10 protein-coding genes and 1 pseudogene are annotated in these 14,391 nt (G+C 53.2%); 3 read left to right on the forward strand and 8 right to left on the reverse strand.

What is annotated here, in order from left to right:
• Positions 1 to 33 precede the first annotated feature (33 nt).
• Positions 34 to 1,344, forward strand: coding sequence for a M20/M25/M40 family metallo-hydrolase (locus ID864_RS22310; protein ID WP_191150381.1), 1,311 nt, complete (start codon positions 34 to 36; stop codon positions 1,342 to 1,344).
• Between the two features lie 149 nt (positions 1,345 to 1,493).
• Here ID864_RS22310 and ID864_RS22315 read toward each other — a convergent pair whose 3' ends face one another.
• The 7 genes and pseudogenes from ID864_RS22315 to ID864_RS22345 form a co-directional block, all read right to left on the reverse strand.
• On the reverse strand, positions 1,494 to 2,384 hold the full coding sequence (locus ID864_RS22315) for a thioesterase II family protein (RefSeq protein WP_318153241.1): 891 nt from the start codon (positions 2,382 to 2,384) through the stop codon (positions 1,494 to 1,496).
• Positions 2,385 to 2,543: 159 nt separating this feature from the next.
• A pseudogene (locus ID864_RS22320) lies at positions 2,544 to 3,766 on the reverse strand (IS91 family transposase).
• A gap of 1,492 nt (positions 3,767 to 5,258) precedes the next feature.
• The gene (locus ID864_RS22325; protein WP_099755314.1) at positions 5,259 to 6,296 is read right to left on the reverse strand and encodes a tyrosine-type recombinase/integrase; all 1,038 of its coding nucleotides are present in this window, start codon (positions 6,294 to 6,296) and stop codon (positions 5,259 to 5,261) included.
• Between the two features lie 474 nt (positions 6,297 to 6,770).
• Positions 6,771 to 7,991 carry a glycoside hydrolase family 5 protein gene (locus ID864_RS22330; RefSeq protein WP_224750599.1) on the reverse strand — a complete coding sequence of 407 codons (1,221 nt, stop codon included), beginning with the start codon at positions 7,989 to 7,991 and terminating at the stop codon, positions 6,771 to 6,773.
• 91 nt (positions 7,992 to 8,082) lie between these two features.
• On the reverse strand, positions 8,083 to 8,910 hold the full coding sequence (locus ID864_RS22335) for a DUF2861 family protein (protein ID WP_048918702.1): 828 nt from the start codon (positions 8,908 to 8,910) through the stop codon (positions 8,083 to 8,085).
• Positions 8,910 to 9,566 carry a winged helix-turn-helix domain-containing protein gene (locus ID864_RS22340; RefSeq protein WP_048918701.1) on the reverse strand — a complete coding sequence of 219 codons (657 nt, stop codon included), beginning with the start codon at positions 9,564 to 9,566 and terminating at the stop codon, positions 8,910 to 8,912. Before ID864_RS22340 ends, ID864_RS22335 begins: the two co-directional genes overlap by 1 nt.
• A complete protein-coding gene (locus ID864_RS22345) occupies positions 9,553 to 10,953 on the reverse strand; it encodes an ATP-binding protein (protein ID WP_180276843.1) in 1,401 nt (466 codons plus the stop codon). Before ID864_RS22345 ends, ID864_RS22340 begins: the two co-directional genes overlap by 14 nt.
• 383 nt (positions 10,954 to 11,336) lie before the next feature.
• Here ID864_RS22345 and ID864_RS22350 point away from each other — a divergent pair, with 383 nt between their 5' ends.
• Both ID864_RS22350 and ID864_RS22355 read left to right on the forward strand, forming a co-directional pair.
• On the forward strand, positions 11,337 to 11,654 hold the full coding sequence (locus tag ID864_RS22350) for a helix-turn-helix domain-containing protein (protein WP_048918046.1): 318 nt from the start codon (positions 11,337 to 11,339) through the stop codon (positions 11,652 to 11,654).
• A complete protein-coding gene (locus ID864_RS22355; RefSeq protein ID WP_048918045.1) occupies positions 11,644 to 12,909 on the forward strand; it encodes a type II toxin-antitoxin system HipA family toxin in 1,266 nt (421 codons plus the stop codon). Before ID864_RS22350 ends, ID864_RS22355 begins: the two co-directional genes overlap by 11 nt.
• Here the strand turns inward: ID864_RS22355 and ID864_RS22360 are convergent.
• The gene (locus ID864_RS22360) at positions 12,898 to 14,391 is read right to left on the reverse strand and encodes an HAL/PAL/TAL family ammonia-lyase (protein WP_099754500.1); all 1,494 of its coding nucleotides are present in this window, start codon (positions 14,389 to 14,391) and stop codon (positions 12,898 to 12,900) included. The two genes, ID864_RS22355 and ID864_RS22360, sit on opposite strands and share 12 nt — an antisense overlap.

Raw genomic sequence — 14,391 nt, forward strand, 5'->3', positions numbered from 1 at the left:
GCGGACGGTGTCCGCTTTCATTATGGAAATCGTATGCAAGAACTCATTTTTAATGTTGTGAAGATTGCGCAAGACCTGATTAGAATACCGACCGTCAATCCCCCCGGCAATGAGAAGCCCGCTATTGATTATATTTTTGACCTCCTGACCCGCCATGGCATTCATTGCGATCTATATAGTAAAGATCCTAATCGACCCAATTTAGTCGCGCGTATTGCTGGGCGAAGTAACAATGTCCCTCCTTTGCTGCTGTATGGACATGTTGACGTGGTGCCGGTGGATGAATCTTCTTGGTCTACAGATCCGTTCTCAGGTGAAATAAAAAATGGATACCTTTGGGGGCGTGGGGCTTTGGATATGAAAGGCGGGTTGGCGATGCTGATTGCAGCTTTTCTTCATTACAATCAATCTCCGGGCGAGGCAGATCTCATTTTGACGGTACTTAGTGATGAGGAAACGGGAGGAAAGTATGGTGCTCATTTTATGTGTGAGCAGCATGCTAATCTGTTTCAGCGCGTACAACATGCCATCGGAGAATTTGGTGCCTTTAGTTTTTATGTCCGCGGCTGTCACTTTTTGCCGATACAAATTCAGGAAAAAATACACTGTTCACTGGATATCAACCTGAGCGGAATCGGCGGACATGCGTCAATACCTAGTAAAGATAACGTGAATCTGATTGCTGCAAAAGTCATGCTAGCCATTGAAAAAAACCAAGCGAAATGGAGTATTACCCCTGTTGCACGCAGTATGATTAAGGGTATTCGTGCACGTTTGCATGGAATGCCAAAGCTGGTTTTAAGTTTATTGTTATTTACTCCAACGATACCCATTGGGTTAAAGCTGGCAGGAGGCGCACGTAAGATTTTCGAACCTCTGCTGCGTACGTCAGTGACGCCAACGGTCATTCGCAGTGGGCTTAAACGTAATGTGATACCTGAGGCCCTTACCCTTGAATATGATATTCGCATGCTGGCCAGCGACAGTGAACAAGATCTGCGTGAGCGTCTGAGAAAAGCTGGGCTAAAAACCGAGCAAATTACGTTAAAATTTTCATCGAGGTCGGCCCGGGAGCCGGATATAAGTCAGTTTTCCCAGTTGAGCGAGATATTGAGCAGGGTAGCACCTGATGCAACGCCAGTACCTATGCTGCTACCGGGCGTAACTGATGGAAGGCATTTTTCTACGTTAGGGATCCAGACATACGGTTTTCTGCCAATGATCATGCCACCAGACATTGCCTTCAACCAGTTGATCCACGGTCGTGATGAGCGCATCTCTCTAGATACCCTGGAGAAAGGAGCGGATGCCATCTTGCAATATATAGAGGGTTATCAGGGATGAAATCTGCCCCTCTTCAGTCAGGTTCCATTATAATCATGACCGAACTCAGATTTTAGCAAGATAGCGACACCAGCATTCGCCACACCTGTTGAATATGAAAGGGTAAGGTCCTGAGAGTCAACCTAGCCAATCTTTCTAAATGCACTTAATTAAACGTTATGTTCAGCCGGGGTGACGTAATAGTTACGTAGTTCACGTGTTACGCAGCTAATCACTGCTGCGCGCTGACTGGCTATAAAGAAGTGATCGCCAGGGAAGCGATGTACGATGCACTCTTCCGTTGTGCAGGATGCCCAGGCCTGAGCCTGAGACAGCGGCAGTTCGCTATCCTCTTCGCCACTCAGCACCATAATCGGACAGGAGAGTGGTCGAGCAGGTTGTGGTCGGTAGGTTTCAACCAAGCGGTAATCATTGCGAATGATTGGTAACAATACCTCAGCCAGCTCAGGATGCTGGCACAATGTCTGGTTATTGCTACTGAGTCGCACGAGCTCTTCGAGGATATGTTTGTCACTGCTGAGGTGAATACGACTATCCAGCTTATGAAACTCAGGTGGCTGACGACCTGAGATAATTAGCAGTTGTGGATGCAGGCTGAGTGCTGCAAGCAGTTGGGCCAGCTCATGCGCGACTGCGCCACCCATGCTGTGCCCGAGAAAAGCAAAGCGACGCGCTTTCAGGTGCGGCAGTAACGCATGCTGCAAGGCGTGTAGCAATTCAAACATATCATTAATTAAAGGTTCATCAAAACGGTCTTCCCGGCCTGGGTATTGTATTACTGCCAGTTCCACCTCAGAGCTATCGAGAAAATCAGACCACTGACGAAAACTGCTTGCTGACCCACCGGCATGCGGGAAGCAGATTAACAGTAATGGTGCACTGGCTGCTGGCTGATAAAAACGCAGAAATTTTTCGCTCATGGCAAGGTCTCGGAAATTTACAGTGAAATTAGCGGCAGTACCGCTCTCTTTCCTGATTAAGTTAATTAAAGATGAGAAATAACGCTGACCCCAGATAACACTCGAATGTTTTTCTGGCACATATCTTAACTGTACCGTTCATGGTTAGGAAACTGAATCGGCCTTTTTGGGCTTCCTAACCATGAACCTTGGCGAGAAAGGGGATTATTGGATGGGAACTGTCGTTTGAAAATGAGTAAAAAAGACGTTTTTGCTTTTTTTTCATATAAATGCCGTTTTTCAGGCGCACTTATCCAGAGCCGGTGCCTGAAGCCATCGTTTTTTTGCCATCCGATACAGCCTGTCTGAGAGCATTTTTGTGGCGTGCTCGCCCGCCATAGCGCCGGCAAAACGCAACCGGTCTTTGCAAAGAATGCACTGATACGGATCGGTGCCCAGGAACGCTTTCATCAACACAGCGAACCCCGGCTTCTGCGGTTTTTCGCGTGGCGTCATCTCCAGGGCTTCGTAGACTTTCGGCAGTAACGAGCCGCGCTTGCGGTTGGCCAGGAAGCCGTAGTAACCACCATTTTAAAATGTCGCGCCGGGATGTGGCTTATGTAACGCCACAGCATCTCTTCCTGGCTCAGTTTCTGGCGTTTGTGCTGCTGCGTGTTGTGATCGTAATACTGGTGAACAACCGAACCGCCACGGTAATGACGGAGCTGTGACGCCGCCACCGGCGGACGCTTCAGATAACGGCCCAGGTATTTCACGCTGCGCCAGGCACCGCGGGTCTTTTTGGCGAAGTGGACTTTCCAGTGGCGCTGATATTGCGCCTGCAGGTAGCGCTTCCACTGCCTGGCATCGCGGATATGGCCGAAGCTGGGCAGCTTAGCGGGATTAACGCGATCGTAGCTGGCACGCAGCAGGCGGATAACGGCACCACGCCAGATGGCTTCAACCTGCTGTTTTTTGAAAAACAGATCGCGCCAGACGCCGTGCTTAACGTCGAGTCCGCCCCGGGTAATTGAGACGTGGATGTGCGGATGCTGATTGAGCTGGCGTCCGTAGGTGTGCAGCGCGCAGAAGATGCCGACCTCGACACCCAACTTTCGCGCGTGCCTGAGCATGGCGCGGGTGGCGCAGCGAAAGAGGTCGTTGAGCAGCGGCCAGTTGTTGTTGAAGAACGGCCACAGCAGGTGCGGCATGGTGAAGGTGATATGTTGCCAGTCGCAGTCGGGCAGGATGTGCTGCTGCTCGGCAATCCATTGCTCGGTGCCTTTAAGGCCACAACTGCTGCAGGCCCTGGACTTGCAGGTCTGACAGAGAAAACGAGAGTGCGTACAGTCAGGTGAACTGCAGCAATAGCGGCGCACGCCCATGGCGCAGGTTCCGCAGGCAAGCATGCGCTCGACGGAGAGTTTGGTCCAATCGGTGAGCTGATGGCCATTCTTCTCAAGGAAGCGTTCCCAGCCCTCATCGTGTTGGAACAGAAGCTTTGCAGGGCGCGGTATGTACATGAAACACAGTATAAAATGCGTCGAGGAAGGTGGAAAGGTCTTCGGCTGCGCAGCAGACGAGCTCACGCAGCAGGCGTGCTACCGTTCGGTTTAATCAACAAAGCCACTCAAATACATAAAACCCCCATATCGAGGCATGATTTTTTAATTAATATGAAGCGATTTAATAAAAGACTATATATTTCAACAATAAGAAATAGAGGGAAATGAAAAAACGCCAGATAACGCCAGTACTTTCCGATTTTTATAAAAATAAAAGTTGAGAACAATGCTGTGGCAATGTATTAGTCTATCTGACAAAGAATTGTCACGAAGTTAACCAATGTCATAACAAAGGAGTTGTTTATGAAAGTAATCGAAAGAGAGTTTTTAGCCGAAGTTTCTGGCGCAGGCGGTCGTAACGACCCACCCTTTAATTCAGAATGTAACAACAGCAGTAATGAGTGAGGGGCGGGGTCACAAAATAAAGGTAACCCAAACTACAGTCAGAGTGTAGTGCATCCTGTAATAATGGTATGATCGGTGGAGTTATTGCCGGGGCAGATTTAGGCATGGCCGGTGGTACGTTTGCAGCGGTTGTTTCAGCGGTAACGGTGGTAATAATTCATCTGGAAGCTGTAACTCTGGTGGAATGGGCGGCTCCTGCACCCAATAAATAATCATCACCCGCTGCGTGTTTCGGGTGGGTCATAAGGAGGATAAATTGAAGTTAATCTTAAAAAATTTAATATTACTCTTGTCAATAATGACTGGTTTTTTATTCCTAAGTGGTGTGGGTATTTATCCGGAATTCTTCACCTTTACACCTTCAGCTGAAGTGTCGAAATTTGTCATCACCATCAGCTCACTGATATCTTTTTCTTTACTGAGTCGTAGAATAATAAAATTAATTTTTAAAAATGACGATAAAATCATCGGTAAAACTGAATGACTAAAAAAGTTACGCATCGAGATTGGTTAAATTATGCGATTAATGTACAAAAATCTCCAATCTCCAATCTCCAATCTCCAAACTGCCCCCCTTATTCAACAAAGTCCTGTTAAACCCGCAGCTCGAAAAACCGCCAGAACCGGATCCCACCCCTCCCGACGGCGGATTTTCACCCTGACACTATATGTAGTGGCTGTCTAACCTGCCACAGGCACAAAGTAGAAAAGCACCTAATGAGGTCAGAAGTATAGAGATTCTAATTATAGAGCTCAAAAATTGGGGTCATACGAAATCGTCACTCAGGTACTACAGGGCGCCATCAATGGTATAACGGATTCCTATACTGGGTGCAGCTCGGCTGCTCCTGGACAGTGCTTTAAGGCTACAATTTTCCAGCGATTTCTACCGGATTCACGACTGCATAGGGATTGAAACTGGATGAATACTGGCTAGAGATAATTACCTGGAACTTGATCCTGCAGAAGCAGTTAAGACGCTGACAATTGACGACAAACGCATTTAAGTGTGAGTTATACCTAATATTAAAATATAAATAATCACTTAAATTACACCGTCATCTTCTTCCATCAGTGCAACCATTGCGCCTTTATGCGCTTCAACCATACGTATATAGCGCATCACAGTCTGGGTTTGAGTCCAGGTGCCTTCCTGCATAATCTGGGCGAGTGGAACGCCCTTTCTGGCCATATCCTGTGCGGCCCCCACGCGCGCACTGTGTCCGCTCCAGCCTGCGTAACGTCCCTTGTTGGTTTTCACATGCTCTTTTTCGCAGATCGCTTTTCGGGCGCGACAAAAGATATCTTCAAGACTCGGCGCACTCATAGGGGTCGTAGTCACACTGACAATCTTATTAGAACGGTGAATAGGGCAGAACAGCACCGCATCAGGTTCGTCGTTCAGTCCGGCGGCGTCAATCCATTCTGTTAAACGCTGAGATGAGCGAGCACTCAACGCTTTAACAATGCCACCAGAATGAAGAATGGTTTTAGTCCAACCGACATCAAGGATGATTCGGCCGTCCTCAGTTCGGTTAATATCTCTCACTCGCAGGCGCGACATCTCGCTCATTCGAAGAAGTGTACTATATGCCACATGCAAAAATGCCAAATCACGTTTCAGCTGCAGGCGAGGTGAAGCTTGCCATATTTTATCAAGCCGATTGAGGTCTACCCTGCAGAAGGGTACCGCCTGGCCAGTACGTTCACCGGATGATACTGCCTTACGGTTAATTTTCTTCCTGGCACGCACCACAACGGGCGAGACGTTAGGGGGAATGAAGCCGGCGTTACGGTGTAACATAGAAATTAGAGCTGCATGCGTTGAAATCGTAGACGCTGCCCGGCCAGCATTCTGCAGATGCAGCAGATAATCCTGCAGATCTTCCGCCAACATCGGCAGGAATGAACGATGGTTTTCTTGTGCCCAGCGCCAACACACCCGCATGATGCTGAGGAGCTGTTTCCACGTGTTAGACGAGAATGCCTCTCGCTGGTTAACGAAGGAGGCGAGTCTTTGCGAAATGTCTTCATCCATTGATGTCAGCAAGTTGGGGCTGCTGAACCCGGCAATCTGAGTCATATTGGTCAGTATTCATCCAGCCAGAGATTGGCAACGCTACGTGAAATCTGAATAATTCGCAGGGGTATCGTCCTCAAAACTTTACGTAGCGATGCCGATATTTTAATCATTTATAAAGCGGGCATTTCGCCAGCCTGAGCGTGTCGGATATCTGTTGATACCAAAAGCCTCCTGAGCAGGATCTGGCCCAGATCCACATGATACAGGGATTCATTGCTTATGTCTGGCCTTATATAATCTTAATTATATAAGGTTAGGATATTATCCTTCGGGATGCGATTTTTTAAAGTGATTATTAATCGCTCACTGCGAAGGGTATGAGTCAAAAGGGTTAAGTAATGAGGTCAAAGTTGCTGGATGTGCAGAGGGATGTTAATTTAACATAAGATGTATTATGTGTACTACTTATGTCAGTCCAAAGCAATGATGTCGTGCTTGTTTCCAGCTCTGCTCATCTGCCGGCATCTTATGAATTCATTTCGGGCCAGCTTTTATTCTGCCGTGCTCCAGACGCTGGCGAATGGGTTCAAACTCAGGCCCCGGATGACGCGGTAAGGTGTCCGCAGTATGTTGCTCCATGGCCTGCCAGTACGACCACGGCACCTTACGTTTGCCGAGTTCGTAGTCCATGGCATCCCAGCTGTCTTCGCGGAAGCTGTAAAAGGCCCAGTGCGACTGCTTTTTATCCAGTACCTGCAGCACATCCTCCAGGTACTGCTGGCATCCCGGCAGCATGCGGATACAGCCGAACTCTCCGGCTACCATCCGGCTGGCCGGTATATGCTGTTGTTCAGCCCAAATAAAAGGTTGTTGCAGATACTGTGCTACGCGCTGCGCGTTCCACATCTCTTTTCCCGTACCGAAGAGGACCACTCCGGGATACGAGTACGGTTTTTTGCGCTTAAGATTTGGCCCACTGGTGGCGGCGTAGGGTTCATACATATGAAAACTGTACAGCACACGCGTGTCGTCCAACGCCGCGGGCCAGTAGCCAAACCCGTCAGCTGCACCATACCAACCACCGTCTACCATGACAGGCGTAAGCGGATCTACTTCGCGAATAGCGCTAATCAGCATCTGATAAAATGCCGGCAGATCGCGTGCGCTGCCCTGATAATGCTGGTACCAGCGCTGCATCTCTTCGATGCCGGCGTGTTCGGCAAGCCCGGCACGCTTTTCTGGTGCGGGCTCATTAATCAGGTTATAGGCTGCCACCCCGGGAACATCCTTCAGCGCCGCAGCCAGGTCGCGCCAGAAAGCCGCACTCTGCTTCCAGTAGCTTTTGTCCTGCCACAAACGGTCATCAAATTTCCCCCCGTTATTTTGCGACCAGCGCATACCGGGCAGGCTCAGCGGGGAGATGACTACTTTGAGGCCTGAATCATGTGCTTTTTTTAGCGTGGCCTTCAGCGTGCTGAGATCCGCAGGCTGTAGCCCCCGATAATGATCAGCATCGCCCATCAGAAAGTCACGCTGCTGGGGGTGCCATTTGTCATAGGACAAACGTACCCAGCTGGCACCGTAGCCACGTAATGCAGCAAAATAGGCCTTGTCCGGCGGCAGGCGGTTAAAGCTGTTGCCTCCATGACGCGGGCTGTCCCAGAAGGTGATCTCATCGGCGGCACGCGAGAAACCAGACAGTATTCCCCAGAGCAACAGGGCCAGGCACAGCGATACGGGCAGATTTTTCATCATCGTTATCTCTCTTATCTTGAAATGATGAGAGGCAGTATCCCCTGCGCCGGAAGCCGAATTGTCAGAGCAATGTCAGAATATGCCCGCGCCCTCAGTTTTTCAGCGTGAGTAGCGGTCCGGCCATGCGGTGTTCAAAACGCAGCGTGACCCCGCCCCGCGCTTCCACGCGGATCACGGAAGCAGTGCCCCATAAATTTTCTGCATCATCACGCGGCGGCCAGTTATGTAGCTGGAGGTCATCGCTGCGATGCCACGCTACCTGCGCAAAGCTATCGCGCCTTAACAGTGCCTGCTCCAGCCAGGGAGCAGGGCAGGAAGCCGCTACTGTCGGAGGATGTAGCTTAATCTTTCCCTGCTGAAGCTGTATCCAGTTAAGATGGTTGCTGCCCTGTAAAGCCAGCGGCTGCTGCCACATTTCACTGCCGGAACGCACCGTCAGCAGATAGATACCGGCGGCTAACGGTTTATTCAGGTCCTGGCTTTGAATGCTGAACCCATCACTGCCGTTATATTCTTGCTCAGCTCCCGCCATTAAATCCCTGCCGTCCGGGGAAGAGAGCACGACACGTAACTGACGAGACGGGCTGTTCCCACTCAGCTGCACCCGGTAAATACGGTTGAGGGGCATATCGCGCTGGATCAGCGACAACGAGGGGTGATCCAGCCAGTCCGGGATTGCTACCGGCAGGTCATTGCCACACTGGACTGTGATCAATGCATCCAGCGCCTGTAGCCATGCATCACGCTGCGCCGCACTACTTATCTGAGGCCAGCTGATAAGCAGCTGTTGCCAGGCCAGATCGCTGCGCTTAGTGAGAAGCGCGTGATAGAGCGGTGTCAGCGGCGTGGCGGGCAGCGTGACGGCTGCGATTCCAGTGGGGAGAAGCAGCCCGACGATAAACGTTAGAAACGGACGCATCAAGGCAGTTTTTCCAGACGATAACCGACACCGCGCACGCTGCTGATAGCGATATCCGGCAGCTTCTGCCGCAGCTGTAAAATATGGGTATCCACGGTGCGGGTCGAGGGAAAACTTTGGTAGCCCCAGACCTGATTCAGCAGTTCGTCACGGGTAAACACCCGTCCGGTCATTTGCACCAGCGTTGACAGGAGTGAGAATTCCGTTGCCGTCAGGGTAACCTCTCTTTTTTGCCAAATCACGGCCTGCCTTGATGGGAAAAGCTGAAGTTCCCCGACCGTAAGCTGCCCCTCGCCCAATGTACGCAACTGAGCACGAATGCGCGCCAGTAGTTCGACATGCGCAAAAGGTTTAGTCAGATAGTCGCGGGCCCCGGCTTCAAGACCATCAACCCGGTCATCAATACTGGCGCGAGCGGTCAGCACAATCACCGGCAGCGCTTTTTTTGCCAGCCATCGCGGGAGAAAACGCAGGCTGTCACCGTCGGATAACTGCCGGTCGAGGATAACCAGCCCGGCCAGATTCCACAGGTGCGATACCGCTGCTGTTTCGCGCGTCCAGTGGCAGATAAACCCTTCCTGCCGCAGGAAGGAGGTCAACCCCTCACCAAGTGCAAGATCGTCCTCTATCAGCAACAGCGTATTATTGCTTGTCACAAGGCAGCTCCAGAGTGAAGGTGGTAGGTGGCCCGCTGAGCGTCAGGCGCCCCTTAAGTCGCCAGATAATGCGTCTGACAATCGCCAGTCCGAGGCCCATCCCGGACTGCGCTGAAAGAGACCGCCCCAGGTGGGGTAAACGCGGTGACTGCAGTGAACCTGCATCCGTCACCCGCAAAGTGAGCCGCCCTTTACCCCACTCTGCGCTCAGACGAACCGGGGCGCGTCCGTGGCGAAAGGCATTATCCAAGAGGTTATTCAGACACAGGGTGACCCAATATATTGGCAGTGCGACCCGGCGATCGCTGGCGAGGCAAAACGTCAGCCCGGGCCAGCATCCCGTTATATGGCTAAGCCAGTCGCTCAGTAACAGCGCGGTGGGGGCCTCCAGCACCTTCCGCCGACTGTCACCAGTCAGATAGTGCTGGCTGGCTTCAGCCATCTGCCGCATGCGCTGCACGCAATCCGCCAGCGCGGCAAAACCGGACTGTGCAGGCAGCGGCAGAGTGTCGAAATCACGACGAAAATCTTCCACCACGTTGCCCAGGCGGGCGATGGGCGTGCGCAGTTCATGCGTCAGCATCTGCAGGATAAAGCGATGCCGCTGCTGCAAACGTCGCCGCTGCCAGGCAAACCAGATCAGGGATACAGACGCCATGATTGCCGCACCGGTCAGTAACGATCGCCAGCCTGCGCTGCTCTCAACGCCTGGTATGATGCAAAGCGTGCTCAGGGCAATATCACAACGCCCGCCAGCAGCAAGTAATGTTATTCCTGCGCGTCTGGCTAGTGGCTGCCAGACCTGGGGCGCGTATAGCAGCCACTGTTGATGATGTAATCGCCACAGCGTGCCGTTCTGCATCAGCCAGCCCTGCCCACTTGCCAACGCATCAAGGTTCTCATCAGATAGCAGGCCAATGCCTCCCAGCGCCTGCGGTCTTTCCCGCACGTGTAGCACCTTTTCCAGCGCAGCACGCTGCTCAGGGTGGCGCTGCAAGTAGTACCAGGCGTTGCTTCCTCCAAGCGGAGAGACGGGATGTGCGGCAAACCAGTCAGCCGTAAGCAGCGTGTCATGACACAATGCCAGCGCCAGCTGACGGCTCGCCCTGGGTACCTCACGAAGTGACCCGGTACAGCGCTGCTGATAATGGTACAACGCCGACAATACCGGTAATGGCACGTCGTCAAAGTCGGGATAAAGTGAAGAAGGGCGTAATAGCAACGGGTCCAGCTGTTGCAGCGTGCTGAGCGGGATCGCTATGCGAGTCGGAGCCTGTTCGAGCGCGGAGAAAAACTGTTCGGCAGACTGAGAAAGCGGCAGCGGCGCACAGGCGGCGATCAACAGTGAACAGACTGTCAGCAGCGACAGCATCTTGCTTCGTTCCATGCGCACTCTCCACCGATCGCTGAGGCGCAGATAACTAACAAAAAAACGGTCCATGATAAACAAGATATTGTTAATAACGCGAGTTCGGTCATGGAAATGGGCAGGCTACTATTTCTGCTCACCCGCCGCCAATGCGCTTAATCAACCAGCGAATTGACGTCCTCCCCTCCCTGAAGAACGGGCTTTTACCGCGCACCTGATAAACTGCACCATTTCCCTGTAAAACAGCTTTTGCCAACCAACTAACTCCATAATTTCATAGTTTGTATCGATATTAAGCTGTTAAACCCCATGATTATGGATTTAATTATTTTGCCACAATTACTACTTAACTCTATAATAACGTGTATTAACCTCATATTTTAAAGATAAGCATTATTATGATGGATTTAACCCTTAGTAAACCCGGCGAAGTTGTTAAGCTGCTCTGCGAGCGGCTACGCAAAGAGCGCCTGACGCAGCAGATGACGCAGGCCGACGTCGCGTCGCGGGCGGGGATTGGCGTCAATACGGTGTCAAACCTCGAAGCCGGGCGCAACGTGGGGTTTGAAAATCTGGTACGGGTGGCGATGGTGCTTGGGCGCGGGAAAGAGCTGGAGGCGCTGTTTATGCCTCAGATCGACAGCATCGACGATCTTCTGCGTTACGAGAAGAGTACTGCACGCCAGCGCGTAAAAAGGAGTTCAACCCATGGTCAGTAAAGTCGATGTTTACTACGAGGGCTGGGGTGAACGATGGCAGTGGGGAACGCTGGTGTCATCGATCGCGTTAACCGGTCGCCCGCTGATCATGTTTGAATACAGCGAAGAGGCGGCGCGGCGCGGACTGGAGCTTTCGTCGCTCCGCCTGGCGCTTAAAGGGCCGCGGCTGCGCAGAGATTTCCCCGCGCATCAGCTTGGCTTACCCGGCCCGGTTTACGATGCGCTGCCCGATGGTTGGGGCATGCTGCTAATGGATCGCCTGTTTCGCCAGCGCGGGCTGAATGCAGCGCGCATTGGCCCGCTTGAACGGCTGACTTACATCGGTAGCAATGCGATGGGGGCAATGTCGTTTGAACCTTCACAATCGGAAGCTGCTGCCCTGGCGCAGGATATTACGCTGTCGAAGCTGGCGACGGAGGTTCAGGAAGTTCTGGACGGCGAAGGTGGCGCATTTCTGCAGCGGCTACTCCAGATGGGCGGGTCGCCTCAGGGTGCGAGGCCGAAAGCGCTACTGTACCGCGATCCGGCCAGCGGCCATTTCACCACTGCCGCCTCTGTACAACTGGAGGCCTGGCTGATTAAATTTCCCGCCCGCCAGGAACATCCTGAAGTGTGCGCGATTGAGGCGGTGTATGCACAGTGCCTGCGCGAGTGTCAGATCGATACGCCTGACACCGCTTATTTCTCTCTGCCTAATGGTCAGGCGGCGTTTGCCTCAAAACGGTTTGACCGCCAGAACGGATTGCGGGTGCCGATGCAGAGCCTTGCGGCCTACACCGGGGCCAATTATCAGGTACCCGGCGCGCTGGATTACACCAGCTTCCTGCGTGCAACACAGCTGTGTACCAACGACGTACGCCAGAAAGCCCTGGCTTTTGAGCGCGTCGTGTTCAATATCGTGTTCAATAACCGCGACGATCATCCGAAAAATTTTGCTTACACCATGACGCACAACGGCCAGTGGCAGCTGGCACCGGCCTACGATGTCACCTGGTGCGAGGGACCGGGTGGTTATCATCAAATGGACGTAATGGGCGAAGCGTTACAGATTGGCCGTGAACATCTCCTGGCGCTTGCTGAGCAGGAAGCCGAGCTGAGTTCGCAGCAGGCGGGTAATATTATTGCGAAGTGCTGTGATGTGGCAGCGGGCTTTGCGCTGAAGGCTGGCGATATGTTCCCCGGCCAAATCACCGGGGAAACGTTGCGTACCCTGCAGGCGCGGATGGATGACAACATTAAACGGTTAGGCCGCTAGCGACTGCGTTTTCATCAGCAGGGCTGCTTTGGCAATCTCAGGTGCAAGCCAGCGGTCGTCAGTCCAGGTCGCAACCTGCTCACGCAGCAGCGCATGTGCCCTGCGCGTGCCTTCCCCCGCCCGGCTGGCATCGTGGAAGTCTAACGCCTGCGCCGCCAGCAGATATTCAATTGCCAGAATCTGCCAGTCATTCTCTGCCAGTTTAAGCAGCTTCAGCGCAGCGCTGGTGCCCATGCTGAGGTGGTCCTCCTGCAGTGCGGATGTGACAAAGTTATCCAGTACCGCAGGCTGCGCCAGTTGGCGGTTCTCACCGCACAGCGAGGCCGCGACATACTGCGCAATCATCATGCCGGAGTTGACGCCGGGCTGCGCCACCAGAAACGCCGGTAGTCCGCTGACCAGCGGATTGATCAGACGGTCGAGGCGGCGCTCAGCCACGCTGCCCATTTCCGCCAGCGCAATAGCCAGCAGATCGGCGGCCATCGCCACCGATTCGCCGTGCGGATTCGCCTGCGACACCACGCGCCAGCTGGCGGGCGTGCCGAGGACTAATGGATTATCCGTAGCGGCATTCAGCTCGGTCTCAATCTGATTTGCAGCGTGTTCGAACTGGTCGCGGCAGGCGCCGTGGATCTGCGGCATTGAGCGCAGGCTAAGCGCATCCTGAGTGCGTATGCCCCTGCCCGCCGCCACAATCGCGCTACCGGCCAGCAGGCGGTTAAGCCGCTCACCAACGCGCTGCACGTTGATACTGCCCTTCAGCGCAAGGATTTCCGGGTCAAATCCATCCAGCTGGCCGCTTAGCGCTTCGAAACTCATCGCACCGGTCACGTCCGCCCATGCCATAAGCCGTTGCGCTTCATCCAGCGCGAGGCAGGAGAGCCCGGTCATGCACGGCGTGCCATTGACCAGGCTCAGACCATCTTTGGCGCCGAGCGACAGCGGCTGAAGGGCTTCTGACTGAAGTGCCTGCGCTACCGGAACAATTTCACCCCGGTAGCTGACGTTGCCGATGCCAATCAGTGCAAGGCCAACGTGAGCCATATGCGTCAGATAACCGACCGAGCCCTGGGAGGGGATCTGCGGCGTAATATGGTGGTTAAGCAGCGCCAGCAGCCCCTGCACCACGTGCGGGGAGACGCCCGATTTGCCGTGACTGAAGTTGGCAATGGCGGCGCAGATAATCGCCCGAGCCTGCACGTCGCTCAATACCGGACCAACGCCGCAGGCGTGGCTCATCAGGGTATTGCGCGACAGCTGGCTCAGCTGATCGGGTTCCAGAATAATGTCGCACAGCGCGCCAAGCCCGGTGTTGATGCCATAGGCAATCTGCCGTTCGGTGACGATCAAATTAACGATCTCGCGCGCGTTGCTAATGCGCTGCCAGGCGGCTTCACTTAGCTGCAGCGTGGCATTATGGCGCGCAACGCTGGCCACATCCGGCCAGCGCAGCGGGGCATCACCCCAGGTAATGTTATTCAT

Origin of the sequence: Erwinia aphidicola, assembly GCF_014773485.1 — a bacterium.
In the GTDB taxonomy this organism is placed as follows: domain Bacteria; phylum Pseudomonadota; class Gammaproteobacteria; order Enterobacterales; family Enterobacteriaceae; genus Erwinia; species Erwinia aphidicola.

Excerpts from the sequence above, each read along its gene's own strand:
- ID864_RS22310 (WP_191150381.1), top strand. The coding sequence starts at position 34 with ATGCAAGAACTCATTTTTAATGTTGTGAAGATTGCGCAAGACCTGATT.
- ID864_RS22325 (WP_099755314.1), bottom strand. The coding sequence starts at position 6,296 with ATGACTCAGATTGCCGGGTTCAGCAGCCCCAACTTGCTGACATCAATG.
- ID864_RS22330 (WP_224750599.1), bottom strand. The coding sequence starts at position 7,991 with ATGATGAAAAATCTGCCCGTATCGCTGTGCCTGGCCCTGTTGCTCTGG.
- ID864_RS22335 (WP_048918702.1), bottom strand. The coding sequence starts at position 8,910 with ATGCGTCCGTTTCTAACGTTTATCGTCGGGCTGCTTCTCCCCACTGGA.
- ID864_RS22345 (WP_180276843.1), bottom strand. The coding sequence starts at position 10,953 with ATGGAACGAAGCAAGATGCTGTCGCTGCTGACAGTCTGTTCACTGTTG.
- ID864_RS22350 (WP_048918046.1), top strand. The coding sequence starts at position 11,337 with ATGGATTTAACCCTTAGTAAACCCGGCGAAGTTGTTAAGCTGCTCTGC.
- ID864_RS22355 (WP_048918045.1), top strand. The coding sequence starts at position 11,644 with ATGGTCAGTAAAGTCGATGTTTACTACGAGGGCTGGGGTGAACGATGG.
- ID864_RS22360 (WP_099754500.1), bottom strand. The coding sequence starts at position 14,391 with ATGAATAACATTACCTGGGGTGATGCCCCGCTGCGCTGGCCGGATGTG.